General features: G+C 70.5%; 16 protein-coding genes. 9 read left to right on the forward strand and 7 right to left on the reverse strand.

What is annotated here, in order from left to right; translation table 11 throughout:
• The 5 genes from VNT50_RS03970 to VNT50_RS03990 form a co-directional block, all read left to right on the forward strand.
• On the forward strand, nt 1-930 hold a 930-nt coding region (locus VNT50_RS03970), incomplete at its 5' end, for an MFS transporter (RefSeq protein WP_325483804.1).
• Nucleotides 931-978: 48 nt separating this feature from the next.
• The gene (locus VNT50_RS03975) at nt 979-1,764 is read left to right on the forward strand and encodes an alpha/beta fold hydrolase (protein WP_325483805.1); all 786 of its coding nucleotides are present in this window, start codon (nt 979-981) and stop codon (nt 1,762-1,764) included.
• Nucleotides 1,765-1,810: 46 nt separating this feature from the next.
• Nucleotides 1,811-2,992, forward strand: a complete 1,182-nt coding sequence (locus VNT50_RS03980; protein ID WP_325483806.1) for an acyl-CoA dehydrogenase family protein — start codon at nt 1,811-1,813, stop codon at nt 2,990-2,992.
• Between the two features lie 88 nt (nt 2,993-3,080).
• On the forward strand, nt 3,081-3,548 hold the full coding sequence (locus VNT50_RS03985) for an Lrp/AsnC family transcriptional regulator (protein WP_325483807.1): 468 nt from the start codon (nt 3,081-3,083) through the stop codon (nt 3,546-3,548).
• Entirely contained in the window at nt 3,545-4,936 is a 1,392-nt protein-coding gene (locus VNT50_RS03990) for an aspartate aminotransferase family protein (protein ID WP_325483808.1), read from the forward strand. Before VNT50_RS03985 ends, VNT50_RS03990 begins: the two co-directional genes overlap by 4 nt.
• A 45-nt stretch (nt 4,937-4,981) precedes the next feature.
• Here VNT50_RS03990 and VNT50_RS03995 read toward each other — a convergent pair whose 3' ends face one another.
• The 6 genes from VNT50_RS03995 to VNT50_RS04020 all read right to left on the reverse strand — a co-directional run bounded on the left by VNT50_RS03995 (nt 4,982) and on the right by VNT50_RS04020 (nt 11,310).
• A complete protein-coding gene (locus tag VNT50_RS03995) occupies nt 4,982-6,628 on the reverse strand; it encodes an amidohydrolase (protein WP_325483809.1) in 1,647 nt (548 codons plus the stop codon).
• Nucleotides 6,629-6,630: 2 nt separating this feature from the next.
• Nucleotides 6,631-7,473 carry an ABC transporter permease gene (locus tag VNT50_RS04000; RefSeq protein WP_325483810.1) on the reverse strand — a complete coding sequence of 281 codons (843 nt, stop codon included), beginning with the start codon at nt 7,471-7,473 and terminating at the stop codon, nt 6,631-6,633.
• Nucleotides 7,470-8,411, reverse strand: a complete 942-nt coding sequence (locus VNT50_RS04005) for an ABC transporter permease (RefSeq protein ID WP_325483811.1) — start codon at nt 8,409-8,411, stop codon at nt 7,470-7,472. The genes VNT50_RS04000 and VNT50_RS04005 overlap by 4 nt, the downstream gene beginning before the upstream one ends.
• Nucleotides 8,404-9,582 carry a polyamine ABC transporter substrate-binding protein gene (locus VNT50_RS04010; RefSeq protein ID WP_325483812.1) on the reverse strand — a complete coding sequence of 393 codons (1,179 nt, stop codon included), beginning with the start codon at nt 9,580-9,582 and terminating at the stop codon, nt 8,404-8,406. The genes VNT50_RS04005 and VNT50_RS04010 overlap by 8 nt, the downstream gene beginning before the upstream one ends.
• A gap of 105 nt (nt 9,583-9,687) precedes the next feature.
• Nucleotides 9,688-10,860: an ABC transporter ATP-binding protein gene (locus VNT50_RS04015; protein WP_325483813.1), complete on the reverse strand. Its 1,173-nt coding sequence runs from the start codon at nt 10,858-10,860 to the stop codon at nt 9,688-9,690.
• A 171-nt stretch (nt 10,861-11,031) separates the two neighbouring features.
• A complete protein-coding gene (locus VNT50_RS04020; protein WP_325483814.1) occupies nt 11,032-11,310 on the reverse strand; it encodes a metal-sensitive transcriptional regulator in 279 nt (92 codons plus the stop codon).
• A gap of 51 nt (nt 11,311-11,361) precedes the next feature.
• Between VNT50_RS04020 and VNT50_RS04025 the strand changes: the two genes are divergently transcribed.
• The 4 genes from VNT50_RS04025 to VNT50_RS04040 all read left to right on the forward strand — a co-directional run bounded on the left by VNT50_RS04025 (nt 11,362) and on the right by VNT50_RS04040 (nt 14,551).
• Complete coding sequence (locus tag VNT50_RS04025) at nt 11,362-12,633, forward strand: DUF445 domain-containing protein (RefSeq protein ID WP_325483815.1); 1,272 nt, start codon at nt 11,362-11,364, stop codon at nt 12,631-12,633.
• A 55-nt stretch (nt 12,634-12,688) separates the two neighbouring features.
• Nucleotides 12,689-13,039, forward strand: a complete 351-nt coding sequence (locus tag VNT50_RS04030) for a gamma-glutamylcyclotransferase family protein (RefSeq protein WP_325483816.1) — start codon at nt 12,689-12,691, stop codon at nt 13,037-13,039.
• Nucleotides 13,040-13,100: 61 nt separating this feature from the next.
• Complete coding sequence (locus tag VNT50_RS04035; RefSeq protein WP_325483817.1) at nt 13,101-13,988, forward strand: arginase family protein; 888 nt, start codon at nt 13,101-13,103, stop codon at nt 13,986-13,988.
• On the forward strand, nt 13,985-14,551 hold the full coding sequence (locus VNT50_RS04040) for a SixA phosphatase family protein (RefSeq protein ID WP_325483818.1): 567 nt from the start codon (nt 13,985-13,987) through the stop codon (nt 14,549-14,551). The genes VNT50_RS04035 and VNT50_RS04040 overlap by 4 nt, the downstream gene beginning before the upstream one ends.
• Before the next feature lie 8 nt (nt 14,552-14,559).
• Here the strand turns inward: VNT50_RS04040 and hutI are convergent, their stop codons facing one another.
• Nucleotides 14,560-15,918: an imidazolonepropionase gene (hutI, locus tag VNT50_RS04045; RefSeq protein WP_414683936.1), complete on the reverse strand. Its 1,359-nt coding sequence runs from the start codon at nt 15,916-15,918 to the stop codon at nt 14,560-14,562.
• Nucleotides 15,919-16,004 lie beyond the last annotated feature (86 nt).

Raw genomic sequence — 16,004 nt, forward strand, 5'->3', positions numbered from 1 at the left:
GCACTGATCGAAATGCCCCTCCCCGGGTACATGGCGCTGGGCGTCGCCGCCGGCCTGTCCACACCCCCCATCCAGTCCGCCGCGCGGACGATCTATCCCAAGCTGGTCAACTCGCGCCAGCTGACCCCGCTGTTCTCCCTCGACGCGTCGCTTCAGGAGATCATCTGGATCGTCGCGCCCGTGGTCATCACCGTGGTCGCGACGCAGATCGGCACCGTTCAGGCCCTCCTCCTGATCGTGGTGATCCTGATCGGCGGCGGATCGTGGTTCATCCTCTCCCCCGAGGTCGGCCGCGTGCGCATCCCGCGCAGCCGCCGCAGCCTCGGCAAGGTGCTCGCCAAGCCGCCGATCCTGCTGGCGACGGTCATCGGGTTCCTGCTCATCGGGGCCTGCGCCGCGGTCGAGGCGGGCGTCGTCGCCACCTTCGGGCACAGCGGACTCGAGGCCGGTCTCGTGCTCGCCGTGTTCTCGATCGGCAGCCTCGCGGGCGGCCTCACGTTCGGCCACATCCCGATCGGCCCCTGGGCCATGGCGCGCAGGATGGCGATCGTCGCCGTCGGCCTCTCGCTCACGATGGTCTCCCTCGACATCTGGTGGCTGAGTGGCACCCTCTTCCTCGCCGGCATCGGCATCGCCCCGGCGCTCGCCGTGCTGTTCGCCATGACGAGCGCGAGCGTCAAGTTCAGCGAGACCGCCGAGGCCTACGGCTGGATCGGCACGGGCCAGCTCATCGGCGCGGCCGCCGGCTCGGCGGTCGCCGGCTTCCTGATCGACGGGGCCGGCCCGCAGGGGGCGTACGTCGCCGCGGCCGCCTTCGCCTTCTTCGGGTTGATCGTGGCGCTCGTGTTCGTGCGGGCGTTCCCCGACCTCCGGCATCGCGACCCGAGCCCGATCCCCGACACAGAACCGGTCACCCTCCCGACTTCCTGAGCGCATCGACCGCGGGAGCTCGGTGCGCCGAGATCGTAGGCTCGACGTATGCCCTCTGCCCTCACGCTCCCCCGCCTCGCCTGGGGCGCGTCCGATGCGCCGCGGCGCGCTCTGCTCGTGCACGGCCTGGGGTCATCCGGCGCGCTGATGTGGCGCTTCGGAACAGCGCTCGCCGACGCGGGCTGGCGCGCCGAGGCGGTCGACCTGCGCGGCCACGGTTCCGCGCCGCGGGCGCTCGAGTATTCCGTCGCCGCCTACGCCGCCGACCTCGCGGGCACGCGTCCCGCCGACTTCGCGCACACGCATCCCGCCGCGACCGCGCCGTGGGACCTCGTGATCGGGCACTCGCTCGGGGGCGCGGCATCCGTCATCGCCAGCGCGGATCATCCCGACTGGACGCGCCGGCTCGTGCTGGTCGACCCGGGCATCGTCGTGATGCAGCGCGACGCCGACATCGTGCGATCGAGCCAGGAGCGCGCGTTCGACGACAACCGCATCGCGGTCGTGCGCGACGAGCATCCGCACTGGCATCCGCACGACCTCGAGCTCAAGGTCGATGCCGTCGCCCGCGCGAGCCGCTGGGCGGTCGAGCAGACGAGCGTGCAGAACCAGCCGTGGGACGTGCGGGATGCCGCGGCCCGCGTCGCCGTTCCGACCCACGTGCTGGGGGCCGATCCCGCGGTCTACAGCCTCTTCACCGGCGAGGTCGCCGACGGGGTCCTGGCCGCCAACCCGCTCTTCACGATGTCGATCGTGCCGGGTGCCGGGCACTCGCCCCACCGGGACGAGCCCGAGGCGACACTCGCGCAGCTCTTCGACGTGCTCGGCGGCTGAGGGCGCTTTCCGAGCCCGGAGCACGGCGCGGGGCCAGAATGGACGGGTGAGCCCACCCGCGTTCGACCCCGCCGCGCATCTGCCCGACGACCTGCTCGAGCGCATCCGCTCGCGAGCCGCGTCGCATGACCGCGAGAACACGTTCCCTCAGCAAGACCTCGACGAGCTGAAGGCGGCCGGCTACCTCGCGATGCTCGTGCCGCGGGACCGGGGCGGGGCGGGGCTCGGCCTCGCCGAGGCATCCGTGCTCCAGCAGCGGCTCGCGGGCGCGGCGCCCGCGACGGCCCTCGCCATCAACATGCACCTCGTGTGGACGGGCGTGGCCAAGGTGCTTCGCGACCGAGGCATCGACGACCTCGCGTTCGTGCACGAAGGCGCCGCGGCGGGCGAGGTCTTCGCGTTCGGCATCAGCGAGGCGGGCAACGATCTGGTGCTGTTCGGCAGCGATACGGATGCAGAGCCCCTTCCCGACGGCTCGTACGCGTTCACGGGCACCAAGATCTTCACGTCGCTCGCGCCGGCGTGGACGCAGCTCGGGCTGCACGGCATCGACACCACGTCGCCCGATGCGCCGAAGATGGTCTACGCCTTCGTGCCTCGGGCCGGGACCGACGAGAACGGCACGGTCGTGACGCGCGACGACTGGGACACGCTCGGGATGCGGGGAACGCAGAGCCGGACGACGCACCTGCACGGGGCCGTCGCGCCCGCCGACCGGGTGGTGCGCCGCATCGACCCGGGCCCGAACCCCGATGCGCTCATCTTCGGCCTGTTCGGCGTCTTCGAGCTCATGCTGGCCTCCGTTTATACCGGCATCGCACGTCGGGCGCTCGAGCTCGCGGTCGAGACCGCCGGCACCCGCCGTTCGAAGAAGACCGGCACGCCGTTCAGCCAGGATCCCGACATCCGCTGGCGCATCGCGGAGATGGCCCTCGCCTACGACGCCCTTCCTCCGCAACTGGCCGCCCTCGGCCGCGACATCGACGACATCGCCGACCACGGCGACCGGTGGTTCGCGCTGTTCGCGGGCACCAAGCACCGCGCGGTCACGATGGCGAAAGCGGTGGTGGATGACGCACTGCTGGTCGCGGGCGGATCGTCGTACTTCGCGGGTTCCGAGCTCGGCCGGCTCTACCGCGACGTGCTCGCGGGCCTCTTCCACCCCTCCGACCCCTCGTCGGCGCATTCGACCGTCGCCACCGCGTGGCTCGGTCCGCTGGAGGGTTGATCGCGGAATATCACGATCTCGTCCGTTCTCAGGGTGAAAAACAACGGATTCGGTTGCCTGATACTGCGTGGAGTGCGAGTATCGGAACATGAGTGTGAAGACGAAGCCGGCGTCGATCGACGACGTGGCGAAGGCGATCATCGAACTTCTGCAGGAGGACGGGCGACGCTCGTATGCCGAGATCGGCAAGGCCGTCGGCCTCAGCGAGGCCGCCGTGCGGCAGCGCGTGCAGAAGCTCACCGACTCGGGCGTGATGCAGATCGTCGCGGTCACCGACCCGCTGCAACTCGGCTTCTTCCGCCAGGCGATGATCGGCATCAACGTGTCGGGCGACACCCGCCTGGTGGCCGACGCCCTCGCCGAGATCCCCGCGGTCGACTACGTCGTGCTCACCGCGGGTTCTTTCGACATCCTCGCCGAGGTCGTCTGCGAGAGCGATGACGACCTGCTCGGCCTGCTCAACTCCGAGATCCGCAAAATCGACGGCGTGCGCTCCACCGAGACGTTCGTCTACCTGAAGCTGCAGAAGCAGCTCTACAACTGGGGGACACGATGAGCCGCACCCGCCCGCGCCCGGGAAACGACGACCTGCAGCGGATGGCCCAGGACCATCTCTGGATGCACTTCACGCGCCAGTCGACGATCGCCGAGAACGGTGTGCCGATCATCGTGAAGGGCGACGGCCACCACATCTGGGACAGCGCGGGCCGGCGGTACTTCGACGGACTCGCCGGCCTGTTCGTCGTGAACGCCGGCCACGGGCGCCACCGCCTCGCGCACGCCGCGGCCCAGCAGGCATCCGAGTTGGCGTTCTTCCCCCTCTGGTCGTACGCGCACCCCGCCGCCATCGAACTCGCCGACCGGCTCGCCGACTACGCGCCCGGCGACCTCAACCGCGTCTTCTTCAGCAGCGGCGGCGGCGAGGCCGTAGAGACCGCGTTCAAGCTCGCGAAGCAGTACTGGAAGCTCGTCGGCCAGCCCATGAAGCACAAGGTGATCTCCCGCGCCGTCGCGTACCACGGCACGCCCCACGGGGCGTTGGCGATCACCGGCATCCCGGGCATGAAGGCCATGTTCGAGCCCGTCACGCCCGGCGGCTTCCGCGTGCCGAACACGAACCTCTACCGCGCCGAGGAGATGGGCGCGCCGACCGATCCGGAGGCGTTCGGGCGGTGGGCCGCCGATCGCATCGAGGAGATGATCCTCTTCGAGGGCCCCGAGACGGTCGCGGCGGTGTTCCTCGAGCCCGTCCAGAACTCGGGCGGCTGCTTTCCTCCCCCGCCGGGATACTTCGCGCGGGTGCGCGAGATCTGCGACCGCCACGACGTGCTGCTGGTCTCCGACGAGGTCATCTGCGCGTTCGGCCGCATCGGCGAGATGTTCGCGTGCAACGCCTACGGCTACGTGCCCGACATGATCACGTGCGCCAAGGGGCTGACCAGCGGATACTCGCCGCTCGGCGCCACGATCGTCAGCGACCGCGTCTACGAGCCGTTCGCCACGGGGACGATGAGCTTCGCGCACGGCTACACGTTCGGCGGCCATCCCGTCTCAGCGGCCGTCGCCCTCGAGAATCTCGACATCTTCGAGGAGGAGGGCCTGAACGAGCGCGTGCGCGAGAACTCGCCCCTGTTCCGGGCCGAGCTGGAGAAGCTCCTCGACCTTCCGATCGTGGGCGACGTGCGGGGTGACGGCTACTTCTTCGGCATCGAGCTCGTCAAAGACAAGGCGACCCGCGAAACCTTCGACGACGACGAGTCGGAGCGCCTGCTGCGCGGGTTCCTGTCGAAGGCCCTCTTCGACGCGGGGCTCTACTGCCGGGCCGACGACCGCGGCGATCCCGTCATCCAGCTCGCCCCGGCCCTGACGATCGGGCCGCCCGAGTTCGCCGAGATCGAGCAGATCCTGCGCGACGTGCTCACTCGGGCATCCGCCGTTCTCTAGACCCTTGGCGTGACTGACGGCGACCCGATCGGGTGCGGGTCGCCGTCAGTCGGCCGCGTAGACGCGGCGGCCGCCCACCCAGGTGCCGAGCACCCGAGTGAGTCCGATCTCCTCCGAGGGGGCGTCGAAGGGATCGCGGTCGAGCAGGGCGAGGTCGGCGAGCGCGCCGACGCGGAGGGTGCCGGTGTCATCGAGCCCGTTCACGCGCGCCGAACCCGCCGTGTAGGCGGCGAGCGCCGTACCCAGATCGAGGGCCTGCTCGGGGAGGAAGGGCTCGTAGTCGCCCTCCGACTCCGTGGGCGCGGAGCGCCGGTTCACCGCGACGTGCATCGCGGCGAGCGGGTTCGGCGAAGACACCGACCAGTCGCTGCCGGCCGCCAGCGTGGCGCCCGAGCGGACCAGGTCGCCGAAGGGGTACTGCCACGAGGAGCGGGGATCGCCGAGGAACGGGAGGGTCAGCTCGACCATCTGCGGCTCGAGTGACGCCCACAGCATCTGCATGTTGGCCGTGACATCCAGCGCACGGAACCGCGGCACGTCCTCGGGGTGCACGACCTGGATGTGCGAGATGTGGTGGCGGTTGCCGCGTGGCCCGTTGGCTCGGAGCGCCGCCTCGACGGCATCGAGGCACTCCCGCACGGCCCGGTCGCCGATCGCGTGGAAATGAAGCTGGAAGCCGAGCTCGTCGAGTCGCGTCGCCGCCTCCCTGAGCACGGCGGGCTCGACGAACGAGATGCCGTCGTTCGCGGTCGGGTGCCCGTGGCCGTCGCAATACGGCTCGAGCATCGCGGCGGTGAAGTTCTCGGCGACGCCGTCCTGCATGATCTTCACGGTGGTCGCCCGGAACGTGCCGACGGTGGATGCCGCACGCGCCGCCACGAGGTCGTCGATCTGCTCGAGCCCGCGGTGACGGTCCCACCACAGGGCGCCGACGACCCGGGCGGTGAGCGCACCGGATGCTGCGGCGGAGAGGTAGGCGGGCAGGGGATCGCCGGCGTCTCCGTACTGCGTCGCGACGATGGCGTCCTGCCACGCGGTGATGCCGAACGAGTGCAGGTACCGCTGGCCGGTCAGCAGCGCCTCGACCAGCCGCTCGGGCGGCTCGGGCGGAAGCAGCCGGTTGACCAGGCTCATCGCGCCCTCATGGAGCGTCCCGGTCGGCTCGCCCGCGGCATCCCGTTCGATGCGGCCGTCGGCCGGATCGGGAGTCTCGCGAGTGATGCCGGCGATGCGCAGCGCCCGAGTGTTGACCCAGGCGCCGTGGCCATCGCGGTTGGGCAGGAACGCGGGGCGATCGGGCACCGCGGTGTCGAGATCCGCGGCGGTCGGCGTGCCGCCCGGGAACGCCGACATCGTCCAGCCACCGCCGAGGATCCACTCGTGGTCGGAGTGCTCCGCCGCGTAGGCCGCGATGCGCGCGAGGTACGCGTCCCGCGTGCGGTCGCCCGAGAGGTCGCACCGCATCATGTCGAGCCCGCCCCAGAGGGGGTGCACGTGTGCGTCCTGGAAGCCGGGCACCAGGATGCGGCCGTCGAGCGGGATCACCTCGGTGCCGGGCCCGATGAGCGCGCTCACGTCGGCGCCCAGCGCGACGATGCGCTCGCCGGAGACGGCGACCGCCGATGACCGGGCGCGCGCGCCATCGGCGAGGAACACGGGTCCACCCGTGAAGACGAGGTCTGCGTACGCCATGATCAGCTCCCTGCCATCGTTCGCGCGATCTGCGTTGCGGAGTCGCCCGCCCGCTTCAGCACCAGCCCGACGAGGGCCAGCGAGACGAGGGTGAGCAGCAGCATGAGCGTCGAGACCGCGGCGATCTCGGGGCGAAGCCCGGAGCGGACGGCGCTCAGCACGTAGACGGGCCATGGTGTGGCGCCCGAGACCTGAACGAAGGCCGCGATGACCGTATTGTCCAGACTGAGGGTGAACGAGAGCAGGAATCCCGCCAGCACGGCCGGCGCCGCGAGGGGCAGCGTTACGCGGCGGAAGGTCGTCGCGGGGGTCGCGTAGAGGTCGGCCGAGGCCTCTTCGAGCTGACCCTCCAACCCGATCAGGCGCGCCCGCACGATGTACGACACGACTGCGATCGCGAACAGCGAGTGCCCCACCACCAGGCGCACGATGCCGTCGTTGAACAACGGCATACCGGCGTCCTGACCCAGGAAGACGAGGAACGGCATCAGCGCCACGGCGTCGACGATCTCGGGCGTCACGGAGACGATCAGGAGAAGTCCGAGGAACCACCACGTCCACTTGCCGGGGCGCCTGGCCATGGCGATCCCGGCGAGCGTGCCGAGCGCCGTCGCGAACACCGCGGCGATCAGCGCCGTCTGGATCGACACGAGCACGGCCGACTGGATCGCCGGTTTCTGCAGGATGGTGGCGAACCCGTCGAGACCGAAGCCGTCCCACGACACGAGGAGCCGACCGGTGTTGAACGAGTACAGCACGATCACGGCGATGGGGAGGAAGAGGAAGGCGAGCACGAGGACGCCCCATACGCGCAGCGCGATGTCGGACCACGAGCGGGGCTTCATACGGGAACCTCCTCGCGGGCGGGCTGCGGCATGGACGGGCCAGCGGACGGGTCGCCGGGACCGAGCACCAGTCGGTTGCCGCGCCGCATGGGGAGGGTCACGAGCCAGAGGAGCAGCGCGAACGCCGCGACGGTGAGCAGGATCAGGATCATCAGGAGCACGGCCATCGCCGACCCCAGCGCCCAGTTCTGCGCGGTCTGGAACTGACTCGCGACGATCTGGCCGATCATGTTGCCCTTGGCGCCGCCGAGCACCGTCGCGGTGATGTAGTCGCCCATCAGGGGGATGAACACCAGCAGCACGCCGGCTATGACCCCGGGTCGCGCGAGCGGCAGCGTCACACGGAAGAAGGTGCGCCAGCTGCCCGCGCCGAGATCCTTCGACGCCTCGCGGAGCGGCCCGCCGACCCGGTCGAACGCGACGAACATGGGCAGGATCATCAGCGGCAGGTAGTTGTAGACCACGCCGATCAGCACGGCAGCCCGCGTGTAGAGGACCTCGAGCGGCCCATCGATCACGCCGATCGTCTGGAGTCCCACCGACAGCCATCCCTCCGGCGACAGGATGATCTGCCAGCCGATCGTCCGCACAAGGAAGTTCGTCCAGTACGGCACCAGCACGAGGGCCAGCAGCAACCCGCGTCGCTCCGGTCGCACCTTGACCGCCATCCAGTAGGCCACGGGGGTGCCGATCAGGAAGCACAGCAGCGTGCCGACGACGCCGACCCACAGCGTGTTCTGGAATGTCGCGAAGAACGTCGGCGAGAGCGCCTCGACGTAGCGATCGAGGGAGAGGATGTCGTTGGCATGGGTGCCGAAGATCCCGGGCTTGTACCCGAAGCTGAACCACACCACCATCGCCACCGGTGCGACGAAGAAGATCACGAGCCACGCCCAGGCGGGGATCGCCAGGGCGAAGCCGGGGAGCCTCCTACGCACCCGCCGCGGCCTTCGCCTTGTTCCAGATGTCGACGATGCGGCCCTGCGCCTCGTTCACGGCGCCCTCGTGCATGGTCGCGACCTGCTCAGGGGTGAAGAAGATCAGCTCGGGCATCTCCACCCCGGAGTCGATCGCAGTCTGTTCGATGTCGAGCCCGCCGGTGTGGTAGCCGATGTAGTCGAGCTCGGCGAGGGAGTTCTCCGGCGCCAGCACGTAGTTGATGAAGGCGTGCGCGGCCTCGGGGTGCGGCGCGCCCGCGGCGATCGCCCAATTGTCCATCCACAGCTCGGTGTCGGGCGCGCCGAGCACCCATTGCCAGCGGTCCGGTTCGCCGCTCTCGATGATGCCGAGGCGTGCCTCCCCGTTCCACGACTGCATCAGCACGCGGCTGCCCTGGATCATCGCGGTGCTCGGGTAGGAGTCGAAGGCGACGATATGCGGTGCCAGGTCGTTGACAACGAAGGCCTCCGCCGCATCGAGGTCCGCGGCATCCGTCGTCGTCCAGTCGATGCCGTTCGACCAGAAGTACACGCCCGTGATGCCCACCGGGTCATCGAGCATCGACGTCTTGCCGCTCGCCTCGTTCTGCGCGGCGTCGATGAAGTCCGCCCACGTGGTGAGCTCGCGCGTGATCACCGTCTTGTCGTAGACGAAGCCGTTGGTGCCCCAGTTCTTGCAGATCGAGTACTCGTTCTCCGGATCCCACGCGAGGGCGAGGTACTGCGGGTCCACGTGCTTCAGGTTCGGGATGAGGTCGTGCTGGAGCGGCTGGATGAGCTTGTTCTCCACCAGCTGCGGAATGAACACTCCGGTCGGCACGATGATGTCGTAGCCCGAGGTTCCCTTCGCGGCGACGAGCTTGGCGATCATCTCCTCGTTGGAGCTGTACGAGTCGAGGGTCACGGCCGGGCCGAGCGACGTGGTGAACGCCTCGATGACTTCCGGCGCGTCGTAGTCGCCCCACGTGTAGATCGACAGGTCGCCCTCGAGCGCGCCGCCGGTCGCCTGCGGCGCGGGGCCTGCACCGCCCCCGGGGGCGCACGCCGCCAGGAAGGTGGTTGCGCCGGCGACGGCGGCGAAGCTCAAGAAGCGGCGACGCGACAGCTCCAGGCCGATGGCTTTGGCTGCGGTGGTGCTGGCCAGGACGCGGATGGGGCGGGGTTCGGGCATCGATACTCCTTGACGGGCGTCGGGTACGAGGGTCGTTCGGTGTGCGGGGCGGGTGGTGCGGTTCGTGCGGGCAGTCCAGTGGTGCGGGCCGTGCCGGTGATTCGTTCAGAGAGTGGGCGGCGGCACGTAGCCGCCGGCGCTCGCGTCGTCATCGGCGGGGAAGAGCAGCACGTGCTCGGCCGGCCAGGTGCACAGCACGGCATCCCCGACGCTGAGCACCGGTGCGGCGAACGTCGGGCGACGGACGATGAGGCTCTGGTCGTCGGCGACGCGCACGAGGTACTGCATCGTCTCGCCGAGGTGCGCGACGCCGAGCAGCGACCCGCGCACCGCGTTGGCCTGGGGCGTGGGCGCGACGCCGGCATCCGGGCGGATGTCGATGAACTCGGGGCGCACCGCGGCCTGGCCGCGCGCGGCCGAGAGGGCGGACGAAGCGGCCCTCACGAGGACGTGCGGCGACGATACGGCCGAGCCGTCTTCGGAGACGTCGCCTGCGAAGAAGTTCTGCTGACCGACGAAGGCGGCAACGTAGGCGGAGGCGGGCCGCGAGTAGATGGTGTCGGCGTCTGCGAGCTGCTCGATGCGGCCGTCTCTCATCACGGCGATGCGGTCGCTCATCGACAGCGCCTCGCCCTGGTCATGGGTGACGAAGACGAACGTGATGCCGAGCCGGGCCTGCAGGAGCTTGAGCTCGAGCTGCATCTCCTCGCGGAGCTGCCGATCGAGCGCCCCGAGGGGTTCGTCGAGCAGCAGCACGGCGGGCCGATTCACGAGGGCGCGAGCCAGCGCGATCCGCTGCTGCTGCCCACCCGAGAGCTGTGTCGGCCTGCGGTCGGCGAAACGCCGCATCTGCACGAGATCGAGCGCGCGGCTGACGCGCTCGCGCAGCTCGGCCTTCGGGGTGTTCCGCTGCTGCAGCCCGTATGCGACGTTCTCGGCGATCGAGAGGTGCGGGAAGAGTGCGTACGCCTGGAAGACGGTGTTCACATCGCGTCGGTACGCGGGCGTCCCGAGCACCGAACGGCCGGACACGCGGATGTCGCCCGAGTCGGGGTGCTCGAACCCGGCGATCATGCGCAGGGTGGTCGTCTTGCCGCAACCGGACGGCCCCAGCAGGGAGATGAACTGCCCGGGATCGACGGTCAGCGAGAGCGCATCGACGGCGAGCTGATCGCCGTAGTGCTTGCTGATGCGATCGAGGACGACCGATCCCGGGGTCTCCGACGGAGGGGGCGACGTGCCATCGGGCGCGGTCGTCGTTGGGGCGGGTGCGGGCATCGATCCTCCACCGGCGGGCACGCGGGCCCGGCTTCGAGTAGCTTGCCCCGTAGTAAAACACACGCACCCATCCCGCGTACAGACGTAATTGCGTGTCGATGACCTGGATCATCACGGAATCCGTTGCGAGAGCCGCCGTCCGCGACGGATTCGGCCTTCGACGCGTCTTCGCTACGCGCCGCGCTGGTCGAAGTCGAAAGCCTTCAGCAATTCGGCGACCGCCTGGTCGCGATGCTCGCCGCCTTCCTCGAACATGTCGGTGACGTGCGTGCGCAGGTGGTTTTCGAGCAGCAGGCGGTTGAGGGATTCCAGCGAGCGCTGGATGGCGCGGGACTGCGTGATGATGTCCATGCAGTAGTCCTCCGACTCGATCATCTTCGACAGACCGCGCAGCTGTCCCTCGAGGATGCTGGTGCGGTGCAGGGCGCGCTTTTTGATGTCGTCGATCACGCGGCAAGGCTACTCCGCCGTCGCGGGACGGCGGCGTGCGAGGATGACGGGATGGCGCGCACTCCGACTGCCCTGCTGAGCCCCGCCGACCAGGAGCGACGACGGGCCTTGCGCCTGATGAAGGGCGTGGCCCTCGGTGCCCTGATCGCGATGGCCGTGCTCTTCGTCGTCGCCTTCGCGCTCCAGGACGCCTACCCGTGGGCGGCGTACGTGCGCGCCTTCGCCGAGGGCGGCATGGTCGGCGCCCTCGCGGACTGGTTCGCGGTCACGGCGCTGTTCCGGCATCCGCTCGGCATCCCCATCCCCCACACGGCGATCATCCCCAACCGCAAGGACGAGATCGGGCGCACGCTCGGCGAGTTCGTCGAGACGAATTTCCTCTCGGGCGACATCGTGCGCACCAAGCTCGCGTCGACCCGCATCGCCGCACGCGTGGGCGCGTGGCTCACCGAACCCGCACACGCCGCGCGCGTCGCGGCCGAGGGCTCCGCGATCGCGACCGGCATTCTTCGCGCACTCAGCGACGATGACGTGCGAGAAGTCATCGAAGACCTGGCCCGCGAGCACCTCATCGAGCCGGAGTGGGGCCCGCCGGTGGGGGCGTGGCTCGGCCGGGTCATCGAGACGGGTGCCCATCGCGGCGCCGTCGACCTCGGCGTCGACAGCATCCTGAACTGGCTCGAAACCAATCACGCGTCGTTCGAAGGCCTCGTCTCGAGGCGCCTCCCGGCATGGGTTCCGCGCCTGGCCGCGCGTCTGGTCGATGACACCGTCTACAAGGAGGCGGTGACGTTCGTGCGGGCGATGCAGGCAGACCCGAACCACTCGGCGCGCGTCGCGATCGATGACTACCTCGCGCGCCTCGCCCACAACCTGCAGCACGATGCCGAGACGATCGGCAAGCTCGAGGACGCGAAGGCGACGGTGTTCGACAGTCCCCGGGTGCGCGAGCTCGCCGGCGAGGCCTGGAACACCGCGAAGGCCGGCCTGCTCAAGGCGCTCGAGAACCCCGAAAGCGCCTTGCGGGTGCGCGCCCAGGCGGCGCTCTCGGAGGTCGGCGAGCGGCTGGCGACGGATGCCGCGCTGCAGCACCGCGTCGACACGTGGGTGACCGATGCCGCCGTGTTCGTCGTCGACCGCTACCGCCACGACATCGCGAGCATCATCACCGATACCGTCGAGCGATGGGACCCCGAGGAGACCACCGAGAAGATCGAGCTCATGGTCGGGCGCGACCTGCAGTACATCCGCCTGAACGGCACGATCGTCGGGGCGCTCGCGGGGCTCACGATCTACACCGCGGCGAACGCGCTGCTCGGTTAGCGCCACGCGGCATCCCCTGCCTGCGAGCGGTGATTGCGCGCGCTAGCCTGAACGCGTGAGCGATGCCCCCGCGAACGAGATCCTCTTCACCTATGGCACGCTGCGGCTGCCGCAGGTGCAGCTCGACACGTTCGGGCGAGTCATCGACGGGGACGACGATGTGCTCCCCGGCTACACGGTCGACTACGTCGACATCGAGGATCCGCACGTCGTCGAGCTCAGCGGGCACGTGGCGCATCCGATCGTGCGGCACACCGGCAACGCGCTCGACAAGGTGGTGGGCACGGCCCTCCTGATCACCGAGGACGAGCTCGACGCCGCCGACGAGTACGAGGTGGAGCTCTACCACCGGGAACGCGTGCGGCTTGCCAGCGATCGCGACGCCTGGGTCTACGTCGCGCACTAGCCCCGGCGGGTCGCGGGGCGCATGCCTGTGCGGCGATGCACCGCGGGAGTAGCGTCGAGCCGTGACCCTCTCGCACGATCCCCTCTGGCCGCGCGCCGGCGGGTGGCCCGGGTTCGATGAATCCGGTGGTGACCTCGACGCCGTGCTCGTGGGCGTGCCCACGTGGCGCACGTCCCTGTCGCCGACGGAGGCGCATGCGACGCCGGCCGCGGTGCGCGAGGCGCTCTGCCGGTACAGTCCGGCCCTGATGACAGGCCCGGTCGACCTGGGAGCGTTGCGCGTGGCGGATGCGGGCGATGTGGCCGAGCCGGACGGCCCCGACGGCGAGGCCGCGGTGCGTGAGCTCGTCGCATCGGCGCGCGCCCAGGCGCGGCTCGTCGTGGCGCTCGGCGGGGACAACAGCGCGACCTACGCGACGGCGCAGGGCGCGGGCGCACAGGGACTCGTCACGCTCGACGCCCACTTCGACCTGCGCGACGGCGTCTCGAACGGCTCGCCCGTGCGCCGCCTCATCGACGACGGCTTCGACGGACGGCGGATCGTTCAGGTCGGCATCGCCGACTTCGCCAACTCGGTCGCGTACGCCGAGCGGGCGCGCGAGCACGGCATCACGGTGATCGGCCTCGACGATGCGCGCCGGCGCGGCGCCTCAGACGTGATGGCCGAGGCGCTGGAGATCGCCGGCGACGGCGGCGGAGACATCCATCTCGATGTCGACGTCGACGTGTGCGATCGCTCGGTGGCCCCCGCGTGCCCCGCGAGCATCCCCGGCGGGCTCGCCGCGTGGGAGCTGCGTGCGCTCGTGCGGGCCGCGGCATCCGACGCGCGTCTCGGGTCGGCAGACATCGTCGAAGTGGATGCCGCGGCCGACGCACCCGACGGGCGCACCGTGCGCCTGGCCGCGCTGGTCGTGCTGGAGCTGCTCGCGGGATTGGGGCTGCGCGCATGAAGACGCTCGTGCTCGTGCGCCACGCCAAATCCAGCTGGGATGACCCGGGCCTGGACGATCACGACCGGCCCCTGAACCAGCGCGGTGAGCGCGATGCTCCGCGCATGGCCCGACGGCTCGCGGGCACCGGGGTCCGCCCGGATGCGATCCTCTCGAGCACCGCCGTCCGTGCGCTCACGACCGCCGAGGTCTTCGGCGCGGTGCTCGGCGTTCAGGTCGAGCGACTCGAGCGACTCTATGGCGCCTCCCCCGCCACGATCGCGCGGGTCGTGGCCGCGCGCGACGTCGACAGCGTGCTCGTGGTCGCCCACGATCCCGGGCTCAGCATCCTGGCCGCCCGGCTCGCTCCGGGGATCGTGCACATGCCGACCTGCGCCGTCGCGACGTTCACGTGGTGGGACGAGGCGTGGCACGAGGGCGGCGGCACGGGGCGCGGCGGCGGGCGCGATGAATCGGGGCACGATGAATCGGGGCACGATGAATCGGGGCACGACGGAACGTGGGGCGCGGCGTTCGAGTCCATGCCGTCGACGTGGCGCTTCGATGCGCCGCGGATGAGCTGAGGCGCGCCTTAGGAGAGCACCCCGTCCTTCCAGACGCTCACGACCAGTGGCACACCGGGGCGATAGGCGAGGTGCATGCGGCTCGGTGCATCGAGCAGCGCGAGGTCGGCGCGCGTGCCCGGCGCGATCACGCCGATGTCGTCGCGGCGCAGCGCTCGCGCCCCGCCGGCGGTCGCCGCCCACACGGCCTCGGCCGAGGTCATCCCCATCTCGCGCACCGCGAGCGCGACCACGAGCGGCATCGACGTCGTGAAGCTCGACCCCGGATTGCAGTCGCTCGCGAGCGCGACGGTGACACCGGCATCGATCAGCCGGCGTGCGTCGGGGTACGGCTGACGCGTCGAGAACTCCACGCCGGGCAGCAGCGTCGCGACGGTGCCCGACGCGGCCAGGGCCGCGACATCCGCGTCGTCGAGGAAGGTGCAGTGATCGACGGATGCCGCCCCCAGGGCGGCCGCGATGCGCGCGCCTTCGCCGGGGCCGAGCTGGTTGCCGTGCACGCGCGCGTCGAGCCCGCGGGCGATCCCGGCGGCGAGGATGCGACGGGACTCCTCGGGGGTGAAGGCGCCGGCCTCGCAGAAGACGTCGATCCATCGGGCGTGCGGCGCGCACGCGTCGAGCATGGCGCCGCACACGAGCTCGACGTACTCGTCGCGGCGGTCGGCGTACTCGTCGGGGACCACGTGGCCGCCGAGGAAGGTGACCTCGGGCGTGACCTCGGCGGCGAGCCGCGCGAGGCGCTGCTCGTCTTGTACGGTGAGCCCGTAGCCGGTCTTGATCTCGAGGGTCGTGGTGCCCAGGGCGCGGGCCTCGGCCACGAAGCCCGCCAGGCGACGGCGCAGCTCGTCGTCGTTCGCCGCCCGGGTCGCGGCGACCGTGCCGCGGATGCCTCCTGCGGCATATGGCGTACCCGACATCCGCGCCTCGAACTCCTCGGCGCGGTCGCCGCCGAAGACGAGGTGCGTGTGGCTGTCGACGAAACCCGGGATGACCGCGCGGCCCCCGGCATCCACGATCTCGATCGCCGCGGCGGCCTGCGCATCTCCCCCTCCCACGCCGGTTTGGGGCGCGATCCCTCCGCCGGCCCCGGTTTGGGGCGCGATCCCTCCGCCGGGCCCGGTTTGGGGCGCGATCCCTCCGCTGGGGCCGGTTCGGGGCGCGATCCCTCCGCTAGGGCGCGCGTCTTGCGCCCCGACGGAGGGGATGCGCCCCAAACCCAGGAGTTCGGGGTCGCCGGCCGAGCCCACCCACGCGATGCGCCCGCCCTCGATCAGCACGGCGCCGTCTCGGATCGTGCCGCACGGATCGCCGGGAACCCCGATGTTGGTCGTCAGTTCGCCGATGTTCGTGATCAGGGTCCTCAACACACCCCGCCTCCTCCTGCGCGAAACTTCACTTGTGGCTCTTCCGAGGCCCGATGAAGGTGCGCAACTGAAGTCTCGCGCAGGGGGAT

The organism is Microbacterium sp., from assembly GCF_035554235.1.
Taxonomy (GTDB): domain Bacteria; phylum Actinomycetota; class Actinomycetes; order Actinomycetales; family Microbacteriaceae; genus Microbacterium.

Coding starts and splice junctions, on each gene's coding strand:
- VNT50_RS03975 (WP_325483805.1), top strand. CDS start 979: ATGCCCTCTGCCCTCACGCTCCCCCGCCTCGCCTGGGGCGCGTCCGAT.
- VNT50_RS03985 (WP_325483807.1), top strand. CDS start 3,081: ATGAGTGTGAAGACGAAGCCGGCGTCGATCGACGACGTGGCGAAGGCG.
- VNT50_RS03990 (WP_325483808.1), top strand. CDS start 3,545: ATGAGCCGCACCCGCCCGCGCCCGGGAAACGACGACCTGCAGCGGATG.
- VNT50_RS03995 (WP_325483809.1), bottom strand. CDS start 6,628: ATGGCGTACGCAGACCTCGTCTTCACGGGTGGACCCGTGTTCCTCGCC.
- VNT50_RS04000 (WP_325483810.1), bottom strand. CDS start 7,473: ATGAAGCCCCGCTCGTGGTCCGACATCGCGCTGCGCGTATGGGGCGTC.
- VNT50_RS04010 (WP_325483812.1), bottom strand. CDS start 9,582: ATGCCCGAACCCCGCCCCATCCGCGTCCTGGCCAGCACCACCGCAGCC.
- VNT50_RS04015 (WP_325483813.1), bottom strand. CDS start 10,860: ATGCCCGCACCCGCCCCAACGACGACCGCGCCCGATGGCACGTCGCCC.
- VNT50_RS04025 (WP_325483815.1), top strand. CDS start 11,362: ATGGCGCGCACTCCGACTGCCCTGCTGAGCCCCGCCGACCAGGAGCGA.
- VNT50_RS04040 (WP_325483818.1), top strand. CDS start 13,985: ATGAAGACGCTCGTGCTCGTGCGCCACGCCAAATCCAGCTGGGATGAC.